General features: G+C 35.4%; 26 protein-coding genes and 2 pseudogenes. 19 read left to right on the top strand and 9 right to left on the bottom strand.

Going from position 1 to position 24,098, the window contains the following annotated elements; translation table 11 throughout:
- Positions 1–7 precede the first annotated feature (7 nt).
- Both CER22_RS01190 and CER22_RS01180 read right to left on the bottom strand, forming a co-directional pair.
- Positions 8–244: a hypothetical protein gene (locus tag CER22_RS01190; protein ID WP_000283744.1), complete on the bottom strand. Its 237-nt coding sequence runs from the start codon at positions 242–244 to the stop codon at positions 8–10.
- Between the two features lie 97 nt (positions 245–341).
- On the bottom strand, positions 342–1,199 hold the full coding sequence (locus CER22_RS01180; protein ID WP_088608083.1) for a metallophosphoesterase: 858 nt from the start codon (positions 1,197–1,199) through the stop codon (positions 342–344).
- A gap of 244 nt (positions 1,200–1,443) precedes the next feature.
- On the opposite strand from CER22_RS01180, the gene fadH reads away from it, so the two are divergent.
- The 3 genes from fadH to CER22_RS01165 all read left to right on the top strand — a co-directional run bounded on the left by fadH (position 1,444) and on the right by CER22_RS01165 (position 4,352).
- Positions 1,444–2,208: a 2,4-dienoyl-CoA reductase gene (gene fadH / locus CER22_RS01175; RefSeq protein ID WP_000660912.1), complete on the top strand. Its 765-nt coding sequence runs from the start codon at positions 1,444–1,446 to the stop codon at positions 2,206–2,208.
- 255 nt (positions 2,209–2,463) lie between these two features.
- Positions 2,464–3,681, top strand: a complete 1,218-nt coding sequence (locus CER22_RS01170) for an EAL domain-containing protein (RefSeq protein ID WP_000564300.1) — start codon at positions 2,464–2,466, stop codon at positions 3,679–3,681.
- A 182-nt stretch (positions 3,682–3,863) separates the two neighbouring features.
- Positions 3,864–4,352, top strand: a complete 489-nt coding sequence (locus CER22_RS01165; protein ID WP_088608082.1) for a DUF3993 domain-containing protein — start codon at positions 3,864–3,866, stop codon at positions 4,350–4,352.
- A gap of 117 nt (positions 4,353–4,469) precedes the next feature.
- Here the strand turns inward: CER22_RS01165 and CER22_RS01160 are convergent, their stop codons facing one another.
- Positions 4,470–4,706, bottom strand: a complete 237-nt coding sequence (locus CER22_RS01160; RefSeq protein ID WP_001225788.1) for a glutaredoxin family protein — start codon at positions 4,704–4,706, stop codon at positions 4,470–4,472.
- A 233-nt stretch (positions 4,707–4,939) separates the two neighbouring features.
- Between CER22_RS01160 and CER22_RS01155 the strand changes: the two genes are divergently transcribed.
- The 10 genes from CER22_RS01155 (at position 4,940) to CER22_RS01110 (ending at position 11,923) form a co-directional block, all read left to right on the top strand.
- Positions 4,940–5,176, top strand: coding sequence for a YkuJ family protein (locus tag CER22_RS01155; protein WP_000055151.1), 237 nt, complete (start codon positions 4,940–4,942; stop codon positions 5,174–5,176).
- Between the two features lie 215 nt (positions 5,177–5,391).
- The gene (locus CER22_RS32895; protein ID WP_087985092.1) at positions 5,392–5,541 is read left to right on the top strand and encodes a hypothetical protein; all 150 of its coding nucleotides are present in this window, start codon (positions 5,392–5,394) and stop codon (positions 5,539–5,541) included.
- Positions 5,542–5,615: 74 nt separating this feature from the next.
- Positions 5,616–6,134, top strand: a complete 519-nt coding sequence (locus tag CER22_RS01145; RefSeq protein ID WP_000896655.1) for a ribonuclease H-like YkuK family protein — start codon at positions 5,616–5,618, stop codon at positions 6,132–6,134.
- 108 nt (positions 6,135–6,242) lie between these two features.
- The gene (abbA, locus tag CER22_RS01140; protein ID WP_048546142.1) at positions 6,243–6,434 is read left to right on the top strand and encodes an antirepressor AbbA; all 192 of its coding nucleotides are present in this window, start codon (positions 6,243–6,245) and stop codon (positions 6,432–6,434) included.
- A 161-nt stretch (positions 6,435–6,595) separates the two neighbouring features.
- On the top strand, positions 6,596–7,039 hold the full coding sequence (cbpB, locus tag CER22_RS01135) for a cyclic-di-AMP-binding protein CbpB (protein ID WP_000623572.1): 444 nt from the start codon (positions 6,596–6,598) through the stop codon (positions 7,037–7,039).
- Positions 7,040–7,181: 142 nt separating this feature from the next.
- Positions 7,182–8,066, top strand: a complete 885-nt coding sequence (locus CER22_RS01130; protein WP_002008407.1) for a LysR family transcriptional regulator — start codon at positions 7,182–7,184, stop codon at positions 8,064–8,066.
- 71 nt (positions 8,067–8,137) lie between these two features.
- The gene (dapD, locus tag CER22_RS01125; RefSeq protein WP_000783245.1) at positions 8,138–8,860 is read left to right on the top strand and encodes a 2,3,4,5-tetrahydropyridine-2,6-dicarboxylate N-acetyltransferase; all 723 of its coding nucleotides are present in this window, start codon (positions 8,138–8,140) and stop codon (positions 8,858–8,860) included.
- A gap of 62 nt (positions 8,861–8,922) precedes the next feature.
- Entirely contained in the window at positions 8,923–10,053 is a 1,131-nt protein-coding gene (locus tag CER22_RS01120) for an N-acetyldiaminopimelate deacetylase (protein ID WP_000301171.1), read from the top strand.
- Between the two features lie 254 nt (positions 10,054–10,307).
- Positions 10,308–11,174: a hypothetical protein gene (locus CER22_RS01115; protein ID WP_046956446.1), complete on the top strand. Its 867-nt coding sequence runs from the start codon at positions 10,308–10,310 to the stop codon at positions 11,172–11,174.
- 83 nt (positions 11,175–11,257) lie between these two features.
- Positions 11,258–11,923 (top strand): potassium channel family protein, encoded by a 666-nt coding sequence (locus tag CER22_RS01110; protein WP_000504032.1) that lies wholly within the window; start codon positions 11,258–11,260, stop codon positions 11,921–11,923.
- A 38-nt stretch (positions 11,924–11,961) separates the two neighbouring features.
- Here CER22_RS01110 and rnjA read toward each other — a convergent pair whose 3' ends face one another.
- Complete coding sequence (gene rnjA, locus CER22_RS01105; RefSeq protein ID WP_000670370.1) at positions 11,962–13,629, bottom strand: ribonuclease J1; 1,668 nt, start codon at positions 13,627–13,629, stop codon at positions 11,962–11,964.
- A gap of 4 nt (positions 13,630–13,633) precedes the next feature.
- Positions 13,634–13,846, bottom strand: a complete 213-nt coding sequence (locus tag CER22_RS01100) for a DNA-dependent RNA polymerase subunit epsilon (protein WP_048546139.1) — start codon at positions 13,844–13,846, stop codon at positions 13,634–13,636.
- Between the two features lie 547 nt (positions 13,847–14,393).
- Between CER22_RS01100 and CER22_RS01090 the strand changes: the two genes are divergently transcribed.
- Positions 14,394–15,167, top strand: a complete 774-nt coding sequence (locus tag CER22_RS01090) for a Cof-type HAD-IIB family hydrolase (protein WP_000998280.1) — start codon at positions 14,394–14,396, stop codon at positions 15,165–15,167.
- Positions 15,168–15,227: 60 nt separating this feature from the next.
- Here the strand turns inward: CER22_RS01090 and def are convergent, their stop codons facing one another.
- Together def and CER22_RS01080 are read right to left on the bottom strand one after the other, a co-directional pair.
- A complete protein-coding gene (def, locus tag CER22_RS01085; RefSeq protein WP_076539891.1) occupies positions 15,228–15,782 on the bottom strand; it encodes a peptide deformylase in 555 nt (184 codons plus the stop codon).
- Positions 15,783–15,947: 165 nt separating this feature from the next.
- Positions 15,948–16,094: a YjcZ family sporulation protein gene (locus tag CER22_RS01080; RefSeq protein ID WP_000274561.1), complete on the bottom strand. Its 147-nt coding sequence runs from the start codon at positions 16,092–16,094 to the stop codon at positions 15,948–15,950.
- A 513-nt stretch (positions 16,095–16,607) separates the two neighbouring features.
- Here CER22_RS01080 and pdhA point away from each other — a divergent pair.
- From pdhA to lpdA, 4 genes are all read left to right on the top strand, one after another.
- Positions 16,608–17,723 (top strand): pyruvate dehydrogenase E1 component subunit alpha, encoded by a 1,116-nt coding sequence (gene pdhA / locus CER22_RS01075; protein WP_000536893.1) that lies wholly within the window; start codon positions 16,608–16,610, stop codon positions 17,721–17,723.
- A gap of 3 nt (positions 17,724–17,726) precedes the next feature.
- Positions 17,727–18,704 (top strand): pyruvate dehydrogenase complex E1 component subunit beta, encoded by a 978-nt coding sequence (pdhB, locus tag CER22_RS01070; RefSeq protein WP_000068162.1) that lies wholly within the window; start codon positions 17,727–17,729, stop codon positions 18,702–18,704.
- A gap of 93 nt (positions 18,705–18,797) precedes the next feature.
- Positions 18,798–20,087, top strand: coding sequence for a pyruvate dehydrogenase complex dihydrolipoyllysine-residue acetyltransferase (pdhC, locus tag CER22_RS01065; RefSeq protein WP_000863412.1), 1,290 nt, complete (start codon positions 18,798–18,800; stop codon positions 20,085–20,087).
- A gap of 5 nt (positions 20,088–20,092) precedes the next feature.
- Positions 20,093–21,505 (top strand): dihydrolipoyl dehydrogenase, encoded by a 1,413-nt coding sequence (gene lpdA / locus CER22_RS01060; protein ID WP_000260106.1) that lies wholly within the window; start codon positions 20,093–20,095, stop codon positions 21,503–21,505.
- Positions 21,506–21,544: 39 nt separating this feature from the next.
- On the opposite strand, the pseudogene CER22_RS01055 reads toward lpdA, so the two are convergent.
- Both CER22_RS01055 and CER22_RS01050 read right to left on the bottom strand, forming a co-directional pair.
- A pseudogene (locus tag CER22_RS01055) lies at positions 21,545–22,200 on the bottom strand (DHHW family protein); the annotation flags it as partial.
- A gap of 29 nt (positions 22,201–22,229) precedes the next feature.
- Positions 22,230–23,624: pseudogene (locus CER22_RS01050) on the bottom strand (MBOAT family O-acyltransferase).
- Positions 23,625–23,870: 246 nt separating this feature from the next.
- On the opposite strand from CER22_RS01050, the gene CER22_RS01045 reads away from it, so the two are divergent.
- Positions 23,871–24,098 carry a hypothetical protein gene (locus CER22_RS01045; RefSeq protein ID WP_048546134.1) on the top strand — a complete coding sequence of 76 codons (228 nt, stop codon included), beginning with the start codon at positions 23,871–23,873 and terminating at the stop codon, positions 24,096–24,098.

The following is a 24,098-nucleotide window of genomic DNA, read 5'->3' as shown; positions in this document are numbered from 1 at the left end:
GAGTACATTAATAATAGAATGGTTGTTGACAAGGTCCGCCATAACAAGGATAAGGTGTTGGCGGTGGGAAAGGTGGTGGATATGGTGGGTAATACGGTCTAGGACCGAAAGCTAATGCTCCACCGAGCAGTCCACCAGCAATCCCAGCTAGAAATGGAACACCAAAAAACGGAAAGAAGCGTGAGTCGCCTACTGGACCAATAGGTGCTGAACGGACTGGGATTGGTTGATAATATGGATACATGAACAAACCTCCTTTATTGGACTCATTTTTATCATATGGTAAATGAAACGTGGATGAGCGCGTACAAGAAAGGATATGTAAGAAAATAGGCGAATTATTACGAATGTTGGAGCGTAAAAATTGTAATTTCAGGTTTTGCCATAAATCGGAATGGGACGCGTGTTCTGCCAAGACCTCGATTGACATAGAGAGCTAAATCTTGAATCGTATAGAAACTTTCAACATAGTTTTTAGCAAGTGATGGGGTAATAATAGCACCTAAAAAGGGAATTTGTACTTGTCCGCCATGGCTATGACCAGAAAGTTGTAAGTTAACTGGATATTTAGCGATTTGTGGTGCAATATCTGGCTCGTGAACAAGAACAATGTTATAAGTGTTTTGCCTCGCGTGCTGTAGTGTTTTCTCTATTTTGGGTTTGCCTAGTAGTATATCATCAAGACCGAAAATTGAAATTTCACTATTATCCAGTAGACGAATTCTCTTTTCGCTATTTAGTAGTAGTTCAAATCCAGATTCACGCATGATGTGCTCGTAGTATTCCGTTCCATATCCGCCGTGATCATGGTTACCATAAATAGAAAATTTACCGAAGGGTGCTTGTATATTTTTTAAAATAGATGGAACGAAAGGAGTGTCAGTATATGTTTGATAATTATCAATGAGATCACCAGTGAAAAGAACAATGTCAGGTTTTACAGCATTAATTTTAGAAACGATTTGAGATAAATGTTGGAGAGAGAAATAGTATCCGAGATGTAAATCGCTAAATTGAAGAATCTTCATACCATGAAAACTTTTGGGTATGAGTTGTGATTTAAGTGTATGCTCTGTAAAAGAGAGTAAATGAGGCTCAATATATTTAGCGTAATAGTATCCGATGCTAGTGGTTATAAATGAATATAGACAAGTGCGCATTCCAGCTTTAAAAAAATCTCTTCTTGTAATTTTCTTCATAAAAATATGAGTATACCTATTTAACTTATATCACATGTTTTCGTTACATTTATAGGTTACTCAAATCTCCTTTCAGTTTATTTAAAATATATTTTAAATAATAAAAAAGTAGTATAGATTACGAAAAAAACGAATAAAAAGAAACCTCTTTACGTTAAAATATCAGAAAAGTTTAAAAATATAAAGATTTCTATTAAATAAAATGATAAAATGAATGTGTATTCATTTTTGGGAGGGGATGTATGTGAAAGAAAAGGTAGTTATTATAACAGGTGGATCGAGCGGAATGGGAAAAGGAATGGCGACCCGTTTTGCAAAAGAAGGGGCACGAGTTGTTATTACAGGACGTACAAAGGAAAAACTAGAGGAAACAAAGTTGGAAATTGAACAATTTCCGGGGCAAGTATTACCCGTACAAATGGATGTAAGAAATACTGATGACATTCAGAAAATGATTGAAGAGATTGATGAGAAGTTTGGTCGAATTGATGTTTTAATAAACAATGCAGCTGGAAACTTTATTTGTCCAGCAGAAGATTTATCCGTGAATGGCTGGAATTCAGTCATTAATATTGTATTAAACGGTACATTTTACTGCAGCCATGCTGTCGGAAAATATTGGATTGAAAAAGGCATAAAAGGGAATATCATTAACATGGTAGCAACATATGCATGGGATGCAGGTCCGGGAGTTATTCATTCGGCTGCTGCGAAGGCTGGAGTATTAGCAATGACGAAGACACTCGCTGTTGAGTGGGGCCGTAAATATGGAATACGAGTTAATGCTATCGCGCCAGGACCAATTGAACGTACGGGCGGTGCTGATAAATTATGGATTTCAGAAGAAATGGCTAAGCGTACGATACAAAGTGTTCCGCTTGGAAGACTGGGCACGCCAGAAGAAATTGCAGGTCTAGCTTATTATTTATGTTCAGATGAAGCTGCGTACATAAATGGAACTTGCATGACAATGGATGGAGGACAACATTTACATCAATATCCATTTTAAAAGGGATAAGAAAATGAATGTTTGATTCATATTCTCACGGTTAAATGTGACGGAATTGTGACATGTGAAAGAAAAGTGTTTACAAGAGGTCATATATACGTTATATTTAAGACCTCTTTTTTCTTCATAGTAGAATTGCTAATTCCCCTTAGCATTTTACCCCTCTAATCCCTTCAGGAAAACTGAAGGGATTTTTTATTATTTTTCCGTAAATATCATGTTATAATTTTTGAAAAGTAAAGGGAGGGAAGTACATTGATAGATGCATTAGATGTAATGAGTAACTTGGATAAAGTCCTTCCTTATTATCAAGCTATTTTTAGTGCTGATGAGCATACTGTAATTGGATATGAGGTAGTAGGACGTATTCAAACAGAAGAGGGCATACAAAGTTTAGCTTCTTTCTTTCATGATGATTCTATTCCGAGTGAGTTTCAACTGGAAGCGGATAACATTATAGTAGAAAAAGCTTTAAATCGTTATTTAGAAAGTGATCAAAAACTATTATTATTTATACATCGGAATGCTAACGTATTAATGAACGATGATGATGAAAGTTTACTTCAACTTTTATTGATGTATGAAGAGCAAGGTTTAAATTTGAAACACATTGTTTTAGAAATTACAGAACATGAATGTAAAGAAGATATAGAGCAATTTAATCATTTGCTTATGTATTATCGTACATATGGTATTCAAATTTCGATTAATAAAGTCGGAACGGGTACAAGTAATTTAGAACGTATTAGCGTGTTAGCACCGGATATTTTAAAAGTAGATTTAACAAACTTAAGGCAAACTGCACTTTTACAATCTTATCAAGATATTTTATATTCTTTATCATTACTTGCTAGAAGAATTGGTGCAACATTGTTATATGAAGAAATAGATGCTTTTTATCAACTACAATATGCTTGGAAAAACGGTGGTAGATATTATCAAGGGAATTATTTGAAAGAGTGCTTACCTGATTTTATTGAAACGAATGTTTTGAAAGAACGACTTGGTAATGAGTGTCATCAATTTATTCAACATGAGAAGAAGAAATTACAAAAAATTTATAATTTAACAGAAATGTTACGTGATCGAATTGGTGATGTTCTAGCCAAACAGAAAAAGAATGAAGATATAAATGATTGGTTATTACAATTTAGCCAAAGTGTATCACAGTGTAGTTTCCGCATATTTATTTGTAACGAAGATGGTTTCCAACAATCAGGAAACGTTATGAAAAAAGATGGGGAATGGATTGTGATGCCTGAGTATTATATGAAGAACTGGAGTTGGCGTCCGTATTTTCTAGAAAATATTATGAAAATGCGTTTTGAGAATAAGGCAAGACTTTCAGATTTATATGCTGATATTGAAACCGGTGAGATGGTACGAACATTTTCCTTCCCAATTGATGATGAAAACTTTTTATTTATAGATTTATCGTATGAATATTTATATGAAGAAGATGTTTTATTTTAATGCACGAAGAGATTCGTGCATTTTTTGTTTGTTTTTATCATAAATTGGTAATAGTGAAAATGGTGATGAAAATGCTGTCTATCGTTGTAAAGATTTTACGAACGAAACCACCCCTGTCTTTGCATAATCATTGTTACAATGAATACTACAAAGACAAGTTTTCTTAAAAGGAAGGTGAAAAAATGAGGAAATATGGAATATGGTTAGTTCTATTTGTATGCGTTGCCTTTCTAGTTGGTTATAGTGTCACAACTGTTTTAGGAAAAGAGGAAGTGAAAGTCGATCGGGAAGAAGTGTTTACAACGATACAAAAGGGCTATGAAACCCAATTTTCAATTCGTGGGAAGCATTTGCCGATGAATAAGATGATAGAAAAGTTATCACCATATTTTACAGAGAATTTCCTTCAAGTATTTACAGATGAAAATAGTAGAAGTGATAAACAAAGTGGTGAATATTTACTTCCAGCAAAAGAAGCGCCGTTTTCTTTTCATTCAGAAACGAAAATGTCATATGATGAAGAGCATAAAATTTTATATGTATATGAGCGGGCGAAAAGTGGACAATATCAAATTGTAACATTGCAAAGAGATCAAGGGAAATGGAAATTGGCCGGATATCATGAAAGCCAAGAACTTTTAACTGAAATAAAACGATTACAACAATTATAAAGTGAAACTGTAATTGGTGGGGGATGTTCATCTCTCACTGATTAATAGCTCGCACCAATCGGGCTATTACTGCCCACAAATAGTGGGATAAAAATAAGAATAGGTCTTTACCTATTCTTATTCAATATTGAGTAGCTGTTGTAATTTTTCAATTTGAAAACCAGCAACAACTTCTCCATCAATTACAACTGTTGGAGTTGAATACGAATCATAGTCGTATAAAAGACGATTGCGTGCAGCAGCGTCTTTTTTTACGTCAAATTCTTCATATACAACGTTATTATGCTTTAAAAATTCTTTCACAATGACACATGGCGGACAATCAGGTTGTGTGTAAACCTCAATTTTTCTCATTGTAATTCCTCCTTTTTTCTGTTTTTTATTATATTCTTCCAGTATAAAAATCGCAATAAAGAAGGGAAAAGATGTTCTTTCTGTTTTTTCCTTCGCATTTCGACAAATTTTTAGTTGAGTTTCTGGCCAATAACCTTTATCCTAGACTGTGGAACATTTTTTCTGTTATGACGGATAGAATGAGTATAGCTGTAAAACCTATTGGTAGGAAGATCAGAGAAAGGAGAGATTTCATGTCTCTACTCCAAGGAATTTTAACTCGACTTGTTAGTCTACAAGAACAAGCTGAAAGCGGTGAAGTAGCACAACGCTATTTTGAAGTGAACGGTGAGCGCAAATGTAGCGTGAAATTTTTCGATAAAAGTGAAATGTATGAGTTAGAAGTGTATCAACAAGGTGAAAAACCTCAAGTGTATCAATTCGATAATATCGATATGGTTGCAATTGAGATTTACGATATCATTTCTTGATACATATAAAAAAGGTGTTGCCATATGGCAACACCTTTTTTAGTTCTATTACTTTTTAGCATATATGTATAGGGAGTTTTCATTTTTCCTACAATGGTAATAAAGTGAAATTGTAATCAGTGGGGCTTCTTCGTCCTATACTGAATATTAGTCATCACCAATTGGTTGTTTACAGATAGCAAAAGCGAGATAAAAATAACGAGGAGGTGTGTTGTATGGAACGTTTACCAGTTGTGCTTTGTCCTAAATGTCACAATTCTGCTGAGATTATTCATGTATTAACAGCTCAATCGAATCAAAATGTAATTTATACGTGCCAAGTTTGCCATTATGTAATTCGAAATATTGAAACGAATAAAGGATAGGAAGTTATAATTTTTATTTTTGTCCCATACAATGAGAATACGAAAAGTCTGTCTAATTGAAAGGACGTGACTATGTGGCCGGTGAACATACATTTTATAATGTTTCAGAGAGACATTTAAATTTTGATATGGTCTTTAGCCGTATTTGTAGTTTCATTGAAAAGGATCCACGAAATTTATATCGCTTATCCATTGGGACAGACTCACAAGCACATCAAAAGGATACGAGGTTTATTACGGCAATTCATATTCATCGCGTTGGAAAAGGTGCCTGGGGGTGTTTACACCATAAATCAGTGAAAGATAAGCCAGCAACTTTACGTGAGAAAATATATTTAGAAACGCAGTTTAGCCAAGAGATCGCATGCCTATTTACTCCAAATCATATACAAACAATATGGGATTTATTGCATCCATATGCTCAAGAGGGAGCTGGATTTATAATGGAAATTCACTTGGATATCGGAAATGATGGTTTAACAAAAGAATTTATTCTAGATATGACAGCGAAAATTCAAGCGATGGGATTAACTGCAAAAATTAAGCCAGATGCTTATGCGGCGTTTAGTTATGCAAATCGATATACGAAATAAAAAACAATTTTTATATATCCTTTGCTAAAAACTGAATATTACATCTATTAAATAGGTTGGAAATTATATATAATAAGAGTAACGATGCGAGTATAAGGAGAGGGGTATATGAAAAGGGAATTTGTTTTAACAGAAGAAGAAGAGAGTTTGTTACTAGATATTCTATTTCAGCAAAATTATGCGAGTGAAATTTTAGCTGTGGAAATTACAGATATTGAGAATGGTTTAAAACAGACAGATGTGACACAATATAAAAAAATCACAAGGTTATTTTACAGATTAAAAAATAAGGGGTATTAAGCGCTACCGGGATGGTAGTCTTTTTTTTGTGTTGTATGCTAAAATAGCTGTGTAATTTTGTTTTTATTGAAATAAAGTAAGGACAAAATAATAATATGAAAACGCTGTCATAAAATATGAATAGATTCGGTGATTAAAAGTAGGAAAATGGGGGATGTAATATGATTAGTATTCCGAAAGACGAGTTTCAACAAATTTTTGTGAAAGATTTAATGATTTCATCAGAAAAAGTAGCACATGTCCAAATGGGGAATGGTTTAGAGCATGCTTTACTCGTTCTTGTGAAATCTGGATATTCGGCGATACCTGTTTTGGACCCGATGTATAAATTGCATGGGTTAATTAGTACTGCTATGATTTTAGATGGTATGTTAGGGTTAGAACGTATTGAGTTTGAAAGACTTGACGAAATGAAAGTAGAACAGGTGATGAAGGAAGACATTCCGGTTCTTAAGTTAGAAGATTCGTTTGCAAAAGCTTTAGAAATGACAATTGATCATCCTTTTATTTGCGCTGTCAATGAAGATGGGTATTTTGAGGGGATTTTAACACGTCGGGCTATTTTAAAATTGTTGAATAAAAAAGTAAGGCAACATAATCGATAATGTGAGAAAAGTGACTTCATAGAAGCGGAGAAGTCACTTTTTTTTCGTGCATATCAGTTGTGTATGTATTATATTTAAAAAGATAAAAAATATAAGAGTATATAGTTAAATTAAGGATGAAAAGCTTATTGAGATAAGGTGTATGGAAGCTAAGGAAAGAGGGAGAAAGTTGCAAATTGATGATTTTCAAATGATGGTTGTGTTAGCTCAGGAATCAAATATGAGAAAAGCGGCGGAACGTTTATTTGTTTCACAACCTGCGCTTAGTCAACGATTACAATCTATGGAGAAACAATGGGGAATGAAGTTTTTTATTCGCTCACAAAAAGGATTGACAATTACACCTGAAGGGGAAAAAGTCGCAAATTATGCAAAAGAAATGCTGCAAAAGGAAGAGGATATTAAAAGTGAGCTAGCTGTTTTTAGAACAGAAACTCACGGAACGTTAAAAATAGCTGTTGCATCAGTTATTGGTCAATATTGGCTTCCTCCTGTTTTGAAGAAGTTTGTACATAAATACCCTTCTGTGAAAATATCGCTGTTTACTGGCTGGAGTAGTGAAGTACAAAAGCAATTTTATGAAGGGGACGTTCATGTTGCTATATTGAGAGGAACACAAGAATATAAAGGTCAGAAGCAACAATTATTTGAAGATGAACTTTATTTAGTGGATAAAGAAATAAAAGATATTACGATGTTAAAAGAAACAAATAGACCATTTATTCAATTTAAAAGTGATTCGACTTATTATGGACAAATACAAAATTGGTGGTATGGTTTATTTTCTAATCCACCTAAGAGAACAATTGTGGTTGATCAAATTGAGACTTGCAAGCAACTCGTTTTAAATGGTATAGGTTATGCTCTTTTACCTTCTACTGTTTTAAAAGAAGTACAGGAAAATATGTATAAAACACCTGTTCAATTAACGAGAGAAACATGGTTATTGACGAGTGAATCGGCCAGACAATTGAAGCAAGTAAGGGCATTTTTAGAAATTATAGAAGAAATTCAAATGGAAAAATAGGATTATTATCTTGCTACTCGCTCTATCGTTTGGTAGAGTAACATTATAAATGGATTTAGGAGGCAACAAGAATGAAAATGATGGACGCTAACGAAATTATTTCGTTTATTCAAAAAAGTGAAAAGAAAACTCCTGTAAAGGTATACATAAAAGGGGATTTAAAAGAAGTAACATTCCCTGAAACGGTACAAGCATTTGTAAATAAAAAGTCTGGTGTATTATTTGGAGAATGGTCTGAAATTAAGACAATTCTTGATGAAAATAGCAAGCACATCGTTGATTACGTTGTTGAAAATGACCGTCGTAATTCTGCAATTCCAATGCTTGATTTAAAAGGTATTAAAGCTCGTATTGAGCCAGGCGCGATTATTCGTGATCACGTTGAAATCGGCGACAACGCTGTTATTATGATGAATGCAACAATTAATATCGGTGCTGTAATTGGTGAAGGTACTATGATTGACATGAACGCGGTACTTGGTGGACGTGCAACTGTTGGTAAGAACTGTCACGTAGGTGCAGGTGCAGTACTTGCAGGTGTTATTGAGCCGCCTTCAGCAAAACCAGTTATCGTTGAAGATGATGTTGTAATTGGTGCAAACGTAGTTGTGTTAGAGGGAGTTACAGTAGGTAAGGGTGCAGTTGTAGCAGCAGGAGCTGTTGTAACAGAAGATGTACCTCCATATACAGTTGTTGCCGGTACTCCAGCACGTGTAATTAAAGAGATTGATGAGAAGACAAAAGCAAAAACTGAAATTAAACAAGAGCTTCGTCAATTAAACCCAGAGAAATAAACACAAAAAAAAGCGTAAGAGCATAACAGGCTCTTGCGCTTTTTATAGATAGAGGTGCAAAAATGGCAGTAAGCAAATTCGTTCAAATTCGTAGAGACTTACACAAAATACCGGAAATTGGATTTAAAGAGTGGAAAACACAACAGTATATTTTAGATTACATAGGAACGCTTTCGAATGAATATGTGGAAGTGAAAGTATGGAAAACGGGTGTCATTGTTAAAGTAAATGGAAAAAATCCAGAAAAAATTATCGGTTATCGCGCAGATATAGACGGTTTACCAATTACCGAAGAAACTGGATATGAGTTTGCTTCTATTCATGAAGGAATGATGCATGCATGTGGACACGATTTGCATACAACAATCGGTTTAGGCCTTCTAACAGCAGCTGTAACAGAAAGAATAGATGATGACCTTGTGTTTCTATTCCAACCAGCTGAAGAAGGGCCAGGAGGGGCTCTTCCTATGTTAGAGAGTGAAGAGTTAAAAGAATGGAAGCCGAATATAATTCTTGGTCTTCATATTGCACCTGAATACGCTGTAGGAACAATTGCCACAAAAGAGGGGCTATTATTTGCAAATACATCAGAGTTATATGTTGATTTGAAAGGGAAAGGTGGACATGCAGCCTACCCGCATACTGCAAATGATATGATTGTAGCGGCAAGTCACCTTGTTACACAACTTCAATCCGTTATTAGTCGTAATGTGAATCCTCTTGATAGTGCAGTGATTACAATCGGAAAAATAACAGGTGGTACAGTTCAAAATATCATAGCAGAAAAGTCTCGGTTAGAAGGAACGATTCGAACTTTATCAGTGGAATCAATGAGGCGTGTTAAAAGTAGGATTGAGGCAATTGTTGCAGGTATAGAAGCTTCCTTCCAATGTGAAGCTGTTATTGACTATGGGGCGATGTATCATCAAGTATATAACCATGAAGTATTAACGAGAGAGTTTATGCAGTTTGTAAGTGAACAAACTGATATGAATGTAATTACATGTACTGAGGCAATGACAGGGGAAGATTTTGGTTATATGCTTCAAGAGATTCCTGGATTTATGTTTTGGCTTGGGGTAAATTCAGAATATGGTTTACACCATGCAAAATTAAAACCAGATGAAGAGGTTATTGAGAAAGCTATCGCATTTTTAGATCAATATGTAAAGTGGAAAGGAACTAGAAAGTAAACTCGCTCGCCAACTTTGAAAAAACTTACAGTGGGTACTTGTTAGTTCCAAGACGAAAACATCTTTCATATTTGTTTTGGATACACATGGGCATACAAATGGATAAAGTAATGAGCAGCGGTTTTGAGCCGCTGCTCATTATTCATTATCGCTTATTGAGAAGATGATTAGTTAACTAGCTTATATATGTTTACATTTCGTGTAGAAAGTGTGTAAAATCAAGGTGAAACATAGAAAAAAGGGTGGGGAATTACGTGCAAATTAGCAGTGCAATGTTGTGTTTCGTCTTATATGCGTATGTTATTATTGCGGCGGTGTATTTTGGGATAAGTTTTTATGCCTACCGTTTAGTAGATAATCACGAATATGACGAAACATATAAATGGGTGAAAAGATATTTATCACCTGTATTAGAAATTATGAATGGGTTTGTGCTCTTTTTATTTATTGGATTAATTGCTTTCTCGACGAGTTTAGTAGGGAATAAAACGACATTATTTGTACTAGGTATCATTATTTTTATGTTGTTAGGGATACGGATTGGTAACACAGTGTTTTGGAATGAAAGAAAAGTAGATGGTTGGACTGGAATGTTAATCCCGTGTATGTTAGCGGCTATCGTGACAAACATAGAGCATGAGTATTATCAATTACATTTTTGGCTTATTATCGTTTTAACAATTCTTTCAGTTTTGTACATAAGTACGGTAGTACTCACATACATTGCACATGAAAAAGGTGATGTTAAAGGAACACGCTTCTTTAGAGGGCGAGCATTATTTTGGAGTGTGCCAACGATGGCTGTTATAGGAATTATTGCGATATTAGTAAATGGATATCAATTTACTAATTGGCAACTGTTTTTAGAAAATTGGTGGATTTTCATTATTTCGTTTATCGCTTTTTTAGGTGCAACACATTATTTATTCCATCAACATCATTATATATTGGCATTGCTATTCGCATTTACACAACTATTATTTGCTTTCTTCGGACAAGAAACGTTATTATTCGTTTTTGAAACATTTAGTTCATTTGGAAATATATTTGTATTTGGTATGTTAATTTTCAGTATCGCATTTTATTTACAACAGTATTTTTATATGCAAAAACAAAAATAAGAATGATATACAGGTTTTTGTAGCAAATCTAAAGTATGTTACAATAAAAATACATAGTATTCGATGTTATTGGAGGAATTCCTGTGGGTGAAAAAGAGAAAGAATTTGCTGTCATTGGCCTTGGACGTTTTGGTGGAAGCATTTGCCGAGAACTCGCTCAATTAGGTATGGAAGTAATGGCAATTGATTCAGATGAAGATAAAATTAATGAGTTTGCAAATATAGCTTCACATGCTGTAATTGCAGATTCAACAGATGAGATGGTATTAAAAAGTCTTGGTATTCGTAATTTTGATCATGTAGTCGTTGCTATTGGAGACAATTTAAATTCAAGTATTTTAACAACATTAATTTTAAAAGAGTTAGGTGTAAAAAATATTACTGTAAAAGCTCAAAATGATTACCATGAAAAAGTGTTAAGTAAAATAGGGGCAGATCACATTGTGCACCCCGAGCGTGATATGGGAAAAAGGATTGCTAATAATATTGCATCAAGTAATGTATTAGACTATCTTGAGCTTTCAGATGAGCATAGTATTGTAGAGATTATTGCAAATAAAAAAATTGATGGTCATTCTTTAATCGAATTAGATATTCGTGCGAAGTTTGGATTGAATATTGTAGCGATTAAACGTGGTAAAGAAGTTATTGTATCTCCTCGAGCTACGGAAAATATTCAAGCGGGAGATATATTAATTGTAATTGGTCATGACGATGAAGTAGATCGTTTTAAACACTTTTTAAGATAAGAGAAAAGGACAATACCATGAAGGTATTGTCCTTTTTCTTATATTTCCATAATGATTGGTAAAATCATTGGGCGACGTTTCGTTTTCTCATATAGGAATGGTGCTAATGTGTCTGTAATTTCATTTTTAATTTCAGACCATTGTGTTGTTTTACGCTCCATTACTTTTTCTAAATGAGTTGTAATTAATGTTTGAGCATCATTAATTAAATCACTACTTTCGCGCATATACACAAAACCACGTGAGATAATATCAGGTCCTGCTGCAACTTTAAATTCTTTCATATCAATGCTTACAACTACAATAACAAGTCCTTCTTCAGAAAGAATACGACGATCGCGTAACACGATATTACCGATATCTCCAATACCATTTCCGTCAATATAGACAGATCCAGATGGTATTTTACCAGCTACGCTTGCTTCATCAGAACGAAGAGCAAGAACATCTCCATTATCCATGATGAAACAGTTTTCTTCTGGAATACCACAATCGTTTGCTAACTTCATATGCATACGTTGCATGCGGTATTCACCATGAATTGGCATGAAATACTTCGGTTTAATTAGACGAAGCATTAGTTTTTGTTCTTCTTGTCCACCGTGTCCACTCGTATGAATGTTTGACAGTTTTCCGTGGATTACATCAGCACCAGCACGATACAACATGTTAATTGTACGGCTTACACTAATTGTATTACCAGGGATTGGTGAAGAAGAGAAAACAACTGTGTCGCCAGGAATGATTTGAATTTGACGATGAGTACCATTAGCAATACGTGAAAGTGCTGCCATTGGCTCACCTTGACTACCTGTACATAAAATAACAACTTTATTAGCCGGTAGGCGGTTTAGTTGAGCTGTATCTATGAATGTATCCTTCGGACAGCGAATATAACCAAGGTTTTGTCCGATTTCAATCGCCGCTTCCATACTGCGACCGAACACAGCCACTTTACGATTGTTTTCAACAGCCGCTTCAACAACTTGTTGTAGACGATGGATATTTGATGCAAAGGTTGCAAAGATAATACGACCTTCTACTTTGCGGAAAATATCTTGAATACTATCACCAACACGGCGCTCAGACATTGTAAAGTTTGGAACTTCACTGTTTGTACTGTCAGATAAGAGACAAAGTACGCCGTCTTTTCCGATTTCAGCCATTTTTGTTAAGTCCGCTGGTTCACCGACTGGTGTGAAATCAAATTTGAAATCGCCAGTATGAACAACTTGTCCTTGAGGTGTTTTCACAACAACTCCGTATGAATCTGGGATACTGTGAGTTGTACGGAAGAAGGAAACAGATGTCTTTTTAAATTTAATAACATCATCTTCTTGAATTTCATAAAGTTTTGCTTTACGAAGTAATCCGTGCTCTTCTAATTTGTTTTTGATTAGTGCAATTGCTAATTTTCCGCCATAAATCGGGATGTTTACTTGACGTAATAAGTAAGGAATTCCACCGATATGATCTTCGTGACCATGTGTAATGAATAATCCTTTAATTTTATCTTCGTTTCGCACAAAATAAGTGTAATCTGGTATTACATAATCGATTCCGAGGAGTTCGTCTTCTGGAAATTTAATTCCAGCATCAATAATAATAATTTCATCTTGAAATTGAACAGCATATGTATTTTTACCGATTTCACCAAGTCCACCTAAAGCAAAAACGGCAGCTTGATCATTCTTTAGAAATTTCATATGACTATACGATTTCCGCTAATATTAAATCAGCGTTTTCTTTTTCATATTCAAGATGAGCACCAGTAACAGACTGAACGAACTCGATATTATATGCGAACTTATTTAATTTCTTACGAACATCCTTTTCAGACGTAGCCTCTAAATATAAAACTTTTGTATTTTCACGTACTGGAACCTCAGTCAATTTTACTTGATAAAATACTTTAAAAATCATTTGGAAAACCTCTCCTTGTCTATGTTTTGCATTATCTGTTACTTATTATAAAGCAAACAGTCACGATTTTCATGTTTTTTCGAATGAGAATGAAGAAAAAGCCCGAAATGGGCACAATTTAAGCGATTGTCTTTTTACGGACTAGATCTTTTAAATAACGCTTGAGCTTTTTCTTCAGCTTCTTCAGCATGATTACTCCTTCCTTTCCTTATTTAAAACATGCATATTACTAGTGAAAACTCCGTCTCTGATATAAGAAAGAAGACAAAAGTGAATGTTGAATCTTGTCCTTTCTCATACAGGGAAAGTTATTCTATAGTAACGATTAGTAGCCGTTAGTTATAGGTATAGTATGAGAAAGAATAGAAAAGAAAATTCATACGAACAAGTATCCACATTTTTTACTAATATATATATGCAGGTTTCATAAATAAGGTCAGAAAGTGAACGCTTTCTTCACAGATGTTTAATATGTTATACTTTTTTTTAGAATTTGAAAAGCGATAATCAAAATAGGAATATAGAGTAACAGAAAGGATTTTGACAAATGAATGATAAAATTGTCTTTTTTGATATTGATGGAACATTATTAGATCATGATAAGAAGATTCCGCAATCTACACGAGATGCAGTAAGACATTTACAAGAGAAAGGTGTGCATGTAGCAATTGCGACAGGACGTGCGCCATTTATGTTTGAAGATATTCGTGAGGAACTCAATATACATAATTATGTTAGCTTTAATGGACAGTACGTTGTATTTGAAGATGAGGTAATATTTAATAACCCGTTACATCCAGCTGCCTTACATAAGTTTACTCAGTTTGCAAAACAAGAAGGATATCCACTTGTATATCTTGATCATCAAGAAATGAGAGCATCGGTGGAATATCATGATTATGTGAAGGAAGGTTTTGGAAGCTTAAATTTTGAGCATCCGGCATATGAACCTGATTTCTATGAGAAACGTAATATTTATCAAACACTTCTTTTCTGTGAAGTGAATGAAGAAGAAAAGTTTATTAATCATTATCCAGACTTTCATTTTATTCGCTGGCATGCATATTCAATGGATATTATTCCGAATGGTGGTTCGAAGGCAAAAGGAATTGAGAAATTCATTGAAAAATTAGGATTTAACCGTGAACAAGTGTATGCATTTGGAGATGGTTTAAATGATTTAGAAATGATCGAAGCAGTTGGGACAGGTATTGTGATGGGTAATGGTCATGAAGACTTGAAAAAACTTGCAAATCACGTGACAAAGGATGTTAGTGAAGACGGCATATATCATGGATTAAAATGGGCTGGATTGCTATAAGTGAATATGGAACCCATTTCATATAAAAAAAGGCGGAAGATTAACTTCCGCCTTTTTTTATTATCGCTCTAAAGGTTTTGAATCGTCAGGAGCAGCAAATGGATTTTCTTTATTAATGTGATCATAGAACATAACACCATTTAAATGGTCAATCTCATGCTGAAATACGATTGCTGGTAAACCTTTTAAACGTAATTTTACTTCTTCGCCGTTGATAGATGTTGCTTTCACTGTAATTCTTGTGTAACGAGGGACATAACCAGGTACTTCGCGGTCTACTGATAGACAGCCTTCCCCGCTTTGTAAATATGTACGTTCAACAGAATGACTAATGATTTTTGGGTTGAATAATGCATGACTATATAACGTACCGTCCGTATCAGTTACATGAACCGCAATCATTTTCTTCGAAATACCGATTTGTGGAGCCGCTAATCCGATTCCAGGGCGCAAACTATATTTTTCAGCCATTTCAGGATCTTGGCTATTTATTACAAATTCAATCATTTCTTTAAGGGTAGTTGTATCTTCTTCGCTCGCCGGCATTGATACCTCTTCTGCAACGTTTCGCAAAATAGAATCTCCTTCGCGAATTACATCTTTCATTGTAAGCATATGTAATCTCTCCTTTCTTCTTTAGTCTACCAAAGGAGGTGGAAAAAGTCATCGACAAGTAGGGGAGCACTTTGGAAAGTGTTTTACTATAGAATATTTATGTATGTAATAAAAAGAAAAGACGGCAAAGCCGTCTGTTTCTTTCCATAGTTGTTTCATTTTACATTAGCGAATGCAAGCAGCACCAACGATAATTAAAAGAATAAACAACACAACGATTAAGGCGAATCCGCGTCCAGACCCGCCACAAGAACCGCCATAACCGTAGGAAGGATTTGAACAAGTTGGATAGCAATATGAGTATCCGTACATGAGATGACCTCCTTTATCATTTCCCGCTAACACTGCGGTTACTATAATGTATGGAGGGAAGGATAGAAATGTATGGGTAATTACCTATAAAAGGAAGAAGAGTTTGTATATTTTTGCTAAGAAGAGAGAAAAACTAAAGAGAATTAAATCGTTTACATATTATTCTAAGAGAAAAAATAAGTTGAAAAGGGAATAATATAACAGTAGGTTAATGCTTACTAATACAGATGTGAAAAATAAAAACACGTTTGTGTAGAAGAAACCTGCAGATTATTTATAAAAAAACGTATCCAAAGTAATTGACATCGTAATTAGAATAGTTGTAAACTAAAAAACGTGATCAAGATTGTATTAATATGTTTCTGAAAAAACATTAGTACAGATTGTTAGGTACACAAAATTATTCTCAACCGACAGATAAATTTGTTGGTTTACATTGTTGCGTTTTCAGTCTAGCTAATAGATAGTGAAAGCGTTTCAGAATATGGTTCAAGAGAGGAAGAGGTGAACGGAATGGGTACTAAAACAAAAAAGACCCTATTTAATGTTGATGAGCAAATGAAAGCTATCGCAGCTCAATTTGAGACATTACAAATTTTAAATGAAAAAGGCGAAGTTGTGAATGAAGCGGCTATGCCTGAATTATCTGATGATCAATTAAAAGAATTAATGCGCCGTATGGTGTATACTCGCGTACTAGATCAACGTTCTATTTCTTTAAACCGTCAAGGACGTTTAGGTTTCTACGCACCAACAGCTGGACAAGAGGCTTCTCAATTAGCAAGTCATTTCGCACTTGAAGCAGAAGATTTCATCTTACCAGGATATCGTGATGTGCCACAATTAGTATGGCACGGTTTACCATTATACCAAGCATTCTTATTCTCTCGTGGACATTTCATGGGTAACCAAATGCCTGAGAATGTAAATGCACTTGCTCCACAAATCATTATCGGTGCGCAAATCATCCAAACTGCTGGTGTTGCGTTAGGTATGAAACTACGTGGTAAAAAATCTGTTGCAATTACTTACACTGGTGACGGTGGTGCTTCACAAGGTGACTTCTACGAAGGTATGAACTTTGCGGGTGCATTCAAAGCTCCAGCAATCTTCGTTGTACAAAACAACCGTTATGCAATCTCTACTCCAGTAGAAAAGCAATCTGCAGCTAAAACTGTAGCACAAAAAGCAGTAGCAGCAGGTATTTACGGAATTCAAGTAGACGGTATGGATCCATTAGCTGTATACGCAGCAACTGCTTTCGCTCGTGAGCGTGCAGTAAACGGAGAAGGCCCTACTTTAATCGAGACTTTAACATTCCGTTACGGTCCACATACAATGGCTGGTGATGACCCAACTCGTTACCGTACAAAAGATATCGAGAACGAATGGGAACAAAAAGATCCAATCGTACGCTTCCGTGCATTCTTAGAAAACAAAGGCCTATGGTCTCAAGAAGTTGAAGAGAAAGTAATCGAAGAAGCAAAAGAAGATATCAAACAAGCAATTGCTAAGGCTGACCAAGCTCCAAAACAAAAAGTTACTGATTTAATGGAAATCATGTACGAAAAAATGCCTTACAACTTAGCTGAACAATATGAAATTTACAAAGAAAAGGAGTCGAAGTAAGCCATGGCTCAAATGACAATGATTCAAGCAATCACTGATGCTTTACGCGTTGAAATGAAAAATGACCCTAACGTACTTGTGTTTGGTGAAGACGTTGGTGTAAACGGCGGTGTATTCCGTGCTACTGAAGGTTTACAAGCTGAATTCGGTGAAGATCGTGTAATGGATACTCCACTTGCAGAGTCTGGTATTGGTGGACTTGCAGTTGGACTTGCATTAGAAGGCTTCCGTCCAGTTCCAGAAATCCAATTCTTCGGTTTCATTTATGAAGTAATGGATTCAGTTTCTGGTCAATTAGCTCGTATGCGTTACCGTTCTGGTGGACGTTGGACTGCTCCAGTAACAATTCGTTCTCCATTCGGTGGCGGTGTTCATACTCCTGAACTACATGCTGATAGCTTAGAAGGATTAGTGGCTCAACAACCTGGTCTAAAAGTTGTTATTCCATCTACTCCATACGATGCAAAAGGTCTTTTAATCTCTGCGATTCGTGACAACGATCCAGTTATCTACTTAGAGCATATGAAATTGTACCGTTCATTCCGTCAAGATGTACCAGAAGGCGATTACACAATTGATTTAGGTAAAGCTGATATCAAACGTGAAGGTACAGATGTATCTGTTATCGCTTACGGTGCTATGGTTCATGCTGCATTAAAAGCTGCTGAAGAACTTGAAAAAGAAGGTATCTCTTTAGAGGTAGTTGACTTACGTACAGTTCAACCATTAGATATCGAAACAATCATCGCTTCTGTTGAAAAAACAGGCCGCGTAGTTGTAGTTCAAGAAGCACAAAAACAAGCTGGTATTGCAGCTAACGTTGTAGCGGAAATTAACGACCGTGCAATCTTAAACTTAGAAGCTCCAGTTGTACGTGTTGCAGCTGCTGATACAGTATTCCCATTCTCTCAAGCTGAGAGCGTATGGTTACCAAACCATAAAGATATTGTTGAAGCTGTTAACAAAGTAATGAACTTCTAATTTTTAGCTTTTCATGTGCAAAAGAAATCAGCACATGCTGGTTTCTTTTGTACATATTCCATAATAATGAAATGAATCAGGGGGCTGAATTCCGTGGCATTTGAATTTAAACTACCAGATATCGGTGAAGGTATCCACGAAGGTGAAATCGTAAAATGGTTTATTAAACCAGGCGATGAAGTAAACGAAGACGATGTACTTCTTGAAGTACAAAATGATAAAGCAGTAGTAGAAATCCCTTCTCCTGTTAAAGGTAAAGTACTTGAAGTACTTGTAGAAGAAGGAACAGTTGCAATTGTAGGAGATACATTAATTAAATTTGATGCTCCTGGATACGAAAACCTTAAATTTAAAGGTGACGATCATGATGCAGCTCCAAAAGCTGAAGAAGCAGCAGTAGAAGCTCCAGCAGCGGAAGCTACTCCAGCAGCAACTGCAGAAGTAGTAAATGAGCGCGTAATCGCTATGCCATCTGTTCGTAAATATGCTCGTGAGAACGGCGTAGACATTCATAAAGTAGCTGGTTCTGGTAAGAACGGCCGTATCGTAAAAGCTGACATCGATGCATTTGCAAATGGTGGACAAGCAGTAGCAGCAACTGAGGCTCCAGCAGCAGTAGAAGCTACTCCAGCAGCAGCGAAAGAAGAAGCACCAAAAGCACAACCAATCCCAGCTGGTGAATATCCAGAAACTCGTGAGAAAATGAGTGGTATCCGTAAAGCGATTGCTAAAGCAATGGTTAACTCTAAGCATACAGCTCCTCACGTAACATTAATGGATGAAGTAGATGTAACAGAACTTGTTGCTCACCGTAAGAAGTTCAAAGCTGTTGCAGCTGACAAAGGTATTAAATTAACTTACCTTCCATACGTTGTTAAAGCTTTAACATCTGCATTACGTGAATACCCAATGTTAAACACTTCTTTAGATGATGCTTCTCAAGAAGTAGTTCATAAACATTACTTCAACATCGGTATCGCAGCTGATACAGACAAAGGTCTATTAGTACCAGTTGTTAAAGATACAGATCGCAAGTCTATCTTCACTATTTCTAACGAGATCAATGATCTTGCTGGTAAAGCACGTGATGGTCGTTTAGCTCCGGCTGAAATGAAAGGTGCTTCTTGCACAATCACAAACATTGGTTCTGCAGGTGGACAATGGTTCACTCCAGTTATCAATCACCCAGAAGTAGCAATCCTTGGTATCGGCCGTATCGCTGAGAAGCCAGTTGTGAAAAACGGTGAAATCGTTGCAGCTCCAGTATTAGCATTATCTCTAAGCTTTGACCATCGTTTAATTGACGGCGCAACTGCTCAAAAAGCATTAAACCAAATTAAACGTCTATTGAATGACCCACAATTATTAGTAATGGAGGCGTAATAACAATGGTAGTAGGAGATTTCCCAATTGAATTAGATACAGTCGTTGTTGGTGCAGGTCCTGGTGGATACGTTGCGGCAATTCGTGCAGCACAATTAGGTCAAAAGGTAGCAATTATCGAAAAAGCTAACCTTGGTGGCGTATGCTTAAACGTTGGATGTATTCCTTCAAAAGCGTTAATCAATGCAGGTCATCGTTATGAGAATGCAATGCATTCTGATGACATGGGTATCACTGCAGAGAACGTAAAAGTTGACTTTACAAAAGTTCAAGAATGGAAAAACGGCGTAGTTAAGAAATTAACTGGCGGTGTTGAAGGCCTTCTTAAAGGTAACAAAGTTGAAATCATTCGCGGTGAAGCTTACTTCGTAGATGCTAACACATTACGCGTAATGACTGAAGATGCAGCACAAACGTATACGTTTAAAAATGCTGTTCTTGCAACTGGTTCTACACCAATCGAAATTCCAGGATTCAAATACTCTAAACGTGTTATCAACTCTACAGGTGCTTTAAGCTTACCTGAAATTCCTAAAAAACTTGTTGTAATCGGCGGCGGTTACATCGGTATGGAATTAGGAACTGCATATGCTAACTTCGGTACAGAAGTTACTGTAGTAGAAGCTGGCGACGAAATCTTAGCTGGTTTCGAAAAAGCTATGAGCTCTGTTGTTAAACGTGCTCTTCAAAAGAAAGGTAACGTAAATATCCATACAAAAGCTATGGCTAAAGGCGTTGAAGAAACAGAAACTGGCGTAAAAGTTAGCTTTGAAGTTAAAGGTGAAATCCAAACTGTAGAAGCAGATTACGTATTAGTAACTGTAGGTCGTCGTCCAAACACTCAAGAAATTGGTCTTGAGCAAGTTGGAGTTAAAATGACTGACCGCGGCATCATCGAAATCGATGAGCAATGTCGTACAAACGTATCAAACATCTATGCAATCGGTGATATCGTTCCTGGACCACCATTGGCTCACAAAGCTTCTTACGAAGGTAAAGTAGCTGTTGAAGCAATTAGTGGCCATGCATCAGCAATCGATTATATCGGAATTCCTGCAGTATGCTTCACTGATCCTGAATTAGCATCTGTTGGTTACACTAAGAAACAAGCTGAAGAAGCAGGAATGACAGTAGCTGTATCTAAGTTCCCATTCGCTGCTAACGGTCGTGCATTATCATTAAACAGCACTGACGGTTTCCTACAACTTGTAACACGTAAAGAAGATGGTCTTCTTGTAGGTGCTCAAGTTGCAGGTGCAGGCGCTTCTGATATTATCTCTGAGATTGGTTTAGCTATCGAAGCAGGAATGACAGCAGAAGATATCGCTCAAACAATCCACGCTCACCCAACATTAGGTGAGATCACAATGGAAGCAGCTGAAGTTGCTCTTGGAATGCCAATTCACATTGTAAAATAATTATAAAAAAACGTCTTCTAAATTTAGAAGACGTTTTTTTTATTCTTTATTTTCAAATTGATACATTTTTTATTTGTACTAGTGTCATTATAAAGGAATAACACGATATCAGCATTTAGTTTTTCGAGTTCTTGTTTTACATTTTTGCTTGCCGCAAATCGTGGATCAATAAATGTTGTTTGTTCAAACTCTTGTGCAAATAAAGGATAAGTTGCATCTGCATAAGAATCTTTAATAATGACAGCATGTAGTTTGGTTTTTGCATCTGGATTTAAAATATTTATCTGTGCATAGTCTGTTTTGTAAACGGAACTATAGTCTGGTGAAAGCTTATTTTTGTCCACTGCAAAGAATTCCTTCATCGGCATTTTCATCGATTCTTCTGATTTTGGACCGAGATATACAGTGTAATTATCCCACATATTTGGGTTTTGCTTTAATTGTACATATGGGATTGTTTCAGGTGTTTCTATTAAATTATACAGTTGTTTATTCCAACTACCGATAAAGTGTCCATTCGGTTTTTCTATAGTTATTTTATAATCATCTCGATTAACAGCATTACCTTTAAATGTTTTAGATTCATTAGCAATGTGCTTCATTGTTTGCTCGTATGCATAAAATGCACCTTTCATATTCCAATGATGATCGGTCTTAAAGTATAGATCTTCTAATTGTTCATGAGTAAATTCCTTTAGTGAAATTTTTCATAGTTAGCCCTCCTTTAGAAGCGGAAGTAAATAAATGGATTGTAAGTTGCATTCGTTAAATACATCATAGTTATGATTAAGACACTCAAGTAATAAAGTGGAGATAAAATGACTACCTTTTTATTTGCTAATTGATTCTTGATCCAAGAGAAAAATGGAGCGGATGTAATAATAGCAAGTATTAAAGATTCCCCAATAATTCATCACATAGAAATAACTCGTAATGTCAGTCAACGATCTATTTAATCCGAACATTGCTTGTGAAAATTTAGAACAGTAGCTAAAATTATCAGCGCGGAAGAACATCCAACCAATAATCACTAAAAACATAACGTATACGTGTTGAATCGGCCAACATAATTTTTGTAATAATTTTTCGAAACCAGCCTTTTCTAAAGCGATTAAACATCCGTAATAAATACCCCAAATCATAAATGTCCAACTAGCTCCATGCCAAAATCCGGTTAACGCCCATACAATGAAGAGATTACGATAGATTTTCCAAGTGGATACGCGATTCCAACCTAATGGAATATAAACATAATCACGGAACCAAGAACGAAGTGAAATGTGCCAATGACACCAAAATTCAGAAATGGATTTTGAAATATATGGGTAATTGAAATTTTTTAAGAAATCAAATCCGAACATTTTTCCTAATCCGATTGCTATATCACTGTAACCTGAAAAATCGAAATAAATTTGTAATGTGTAAGCGATCGCACCAATCCAAGCGGTAGATACGCTCATTGTCGCTGGATCCATCGCAAATATTTTATCGGCAATAGCTCCTAATTGATTCGCAATTAAAACCTTCTTTCCTAATCCAATGATAAAATGACGAATTCCTTCTGAAAACTTATCAGCAGTAACTGTTCTAACATGTAATTGAAAAGCGATTGTATTATATCGAACAATGGGTCCTGCTACTAATTGTGGGAAAATAGTAAAGTATAGTGCAAGGTCAAATAGATTTCGCTGAGCTTCTACTTTTTTCTTATATATGTCAATAATATAACTCATTGCATGGAAAGTGAAAAATGAAATCCCAATTGTAAGGGGATTTTTTCTAGTACAATGTTTGTATGAAAAATGTCATTTATATTATCTACTAAGAAATTAGCGTATTTAAAATATCCGAGTATAGCAGTATTGACAACGATTGCTATAGTCAGAATAACTGTTCTATTTGTACTAGACAGTCGGTCTTTATTAAGCCATATTTCGAACCAATAGTTGATGAAAATAGAAAAAAGCATTAGGAAGACATATATTGGTTCTCCCCAAGCATAAAATAATAAACTAAATAATAGAAGAACTATGTTTTGTAATTCTTTCCGTACTAAGTAGTACACGAAAAGAATTGCAGGTAAAAAAAGGCATAAGAAAAACAAATTGCTAAATAACATGTATCATTAAATCCTTTCTATCTTTTCTCTTTAAGGAGTATGCCATGCGATGAATGAATAATCTATCTTATAGGAGATATGAGAGAATGTATTGTTAAAAACGAGGAATATTCGCATTAGAATAGTTGGAGAATTTGAAAAAGAAAAATACAACGATGAATTAGGTGGGATTTGGAAAAGTCTACCTTCAAAATGTTAAGAGGGAAGAGCTGAAGCATATAATAGGAAGAAAAAGGAGGTAACGCTATGAAAATTACACTAGCTTCATTTTTTCATCTAGTTTTATGGAGTGGATTTTCAGTAGTGTTATTATTGTCAAGTCGTGATAAACTTCATTATAAAATTTTTCTTTTTCTTATATTTTTGTACTTAGCGTATGTAATAGCGTATGTCATACTAAGTGCAAGGAGAAAAGCGATGCTTCTTACTTGCACAAATAGTATGATCTTTCTAATCATTTATTTTTGTTTTTAA

The sequence above is a fragment of the Bacillus sp. K2I17 genome, assembly GCF_002209985.1.
GTDB classification, from domain to species: Bacteria; Bacillota; Bacilli; order Bacillales; family Bacillaceae_G; genus Bacillus_A; species Bacillus_A wiedmannii.
This window is presented reverse-complemented; position numbering and strand designations above follow the sequence as displayed.

Bases quoted from the DNA above. Each gene is read 5' to 3' on its own strand.
- cbpB (WP_000623572.1), top strand. From the start codon at position 6,596: ATGATTAGTATTCCGAAAGACGAGTTTCAACAAATTTTTGTGAAAGAT.
- pdhB (WP_000068162.1), top strand. From the start codon at position 17,727: ATGGCTCAAATGACAATGATTCAAGCAATCACTGATGCTTTACGCGTT.
- CER22_RS01130 (WP_002008407.1), top strand. From the start codon at position 7,182: ATGGAAGCTAAGGAAAGAGGGAGAAAGTTGCAAATTGATGATTTTCAA.
- pdhA (WP_000536893.1), top strand. From the start codon at position 16,608: ATGGGTACTAAAACAAAAAAGACCCTATTTAATGTTGATGAGCAAATG.
- lpdA (WP_000260106.1), top strand. From the start codon at position 20,093: ATGGTAGTAGGAGATTTCCCAATTGAATTAGATACAGTCGTTGTTGGT.
- CER22_RS01120 (WP_000301171.1), top strand. From the start codon at position 8,923: ATGGCAGTAAGCAAATTCGTTCAAATTCGTAGAGACTTACACAAAATA.
- CER22_RS01090 (WP_000998280.1), top strand. From the start codon at position 14,394: ATGAATGATAAAATTGTCTTTTTTGATATTGATGGAACATTATTAGAT.
- CER22_RS01180 (WP_088608083.1), bottom strand. From the start codon at position 1,199: ATGAAGAAAATTACAAGAAGAGATTTTTTTAAAGCTGGAATGCGCACT.
- CER22_RS01155 (WP_000055151.1), top strand. From the start codon at position 4,940: ATGTCTCTACTCCAAGGAATTTTAACTCGACTTGTTAGTCTACAAGAA.
- CER22_RS01160 (WP_001225788.1), bottom strand. From the start codon at position 4,706: ATGAGAAAAATTGAGGTTTACACACAACCTGATTGTCCGCCATGTGTC.
- def (WP_076539891.1), bottom strand. From the start codon at position 15,782: ATGCTTACAATGAAAGATGTAATTCGCGAAGGAGATTCTATTTTGCGA.
- CER22_RS01080 (WP_000274561.1), bottom strand. From the start codon at position 16,094: ATGTACGGATACTCATATTGCTATCCAACTTGTTCAAATCCTTCCTAC.
- rnjA (WP_000670370.1), bottom strand. From the start codon at position 13,629: ATGAAATTTCTAAAGAATGATCAAGCTGCCGTTTTTGCTTTAGGTGGA.
- abbA (WP_048546142.1), top strand. From the start codon at position 6,243: ATGAAAAGGGAATTTGTTTTAACAGAAGAAGAAGAGAGTTTGTTACTA.
- CER22_RS01190 (WP_000283744.1), bottom strand. From the start codon at position 244: ATGTATCCATATTATCAACCAATCCCAGTCCGTTCAGCACCTATTGGT.
- CER22_RS01100 (WP_048546139.1), bottom strand. From the start codon at position 13,846: ATGATTTTTAAAGTATTTTATCAAGTAAAATTGACTGAGGTTCCAGTA.
- CER22_RS32895 (WP_087985092.1), top strand. From the start codon at position 5,392: ATGGAACGTTTACCAGTTGTGCTTTGTCCTAAATGTCACAATTCTGCT.
- CER22_RS01045 (WP_048546134.1), top strand. From the start codon at position 23,871: ATGAAAATTACACTAGCTTCATTTTTTCATCTAGTTTTATGGAGTGGA.
- CER22_RS01165 (WP_088608082.1), top strand. From the start codon at position 3,864: ATGAGGAAATATGGAATATGGTTAGTTCTATTTGTATGCGTTGCCTTT.
- dapD (WP_000783245.1), top strand. From the start codon at position 8,138: ATGAAAATGATGGACGCTAACGAAATTATTTCGTTTATTCAAAAAAGT.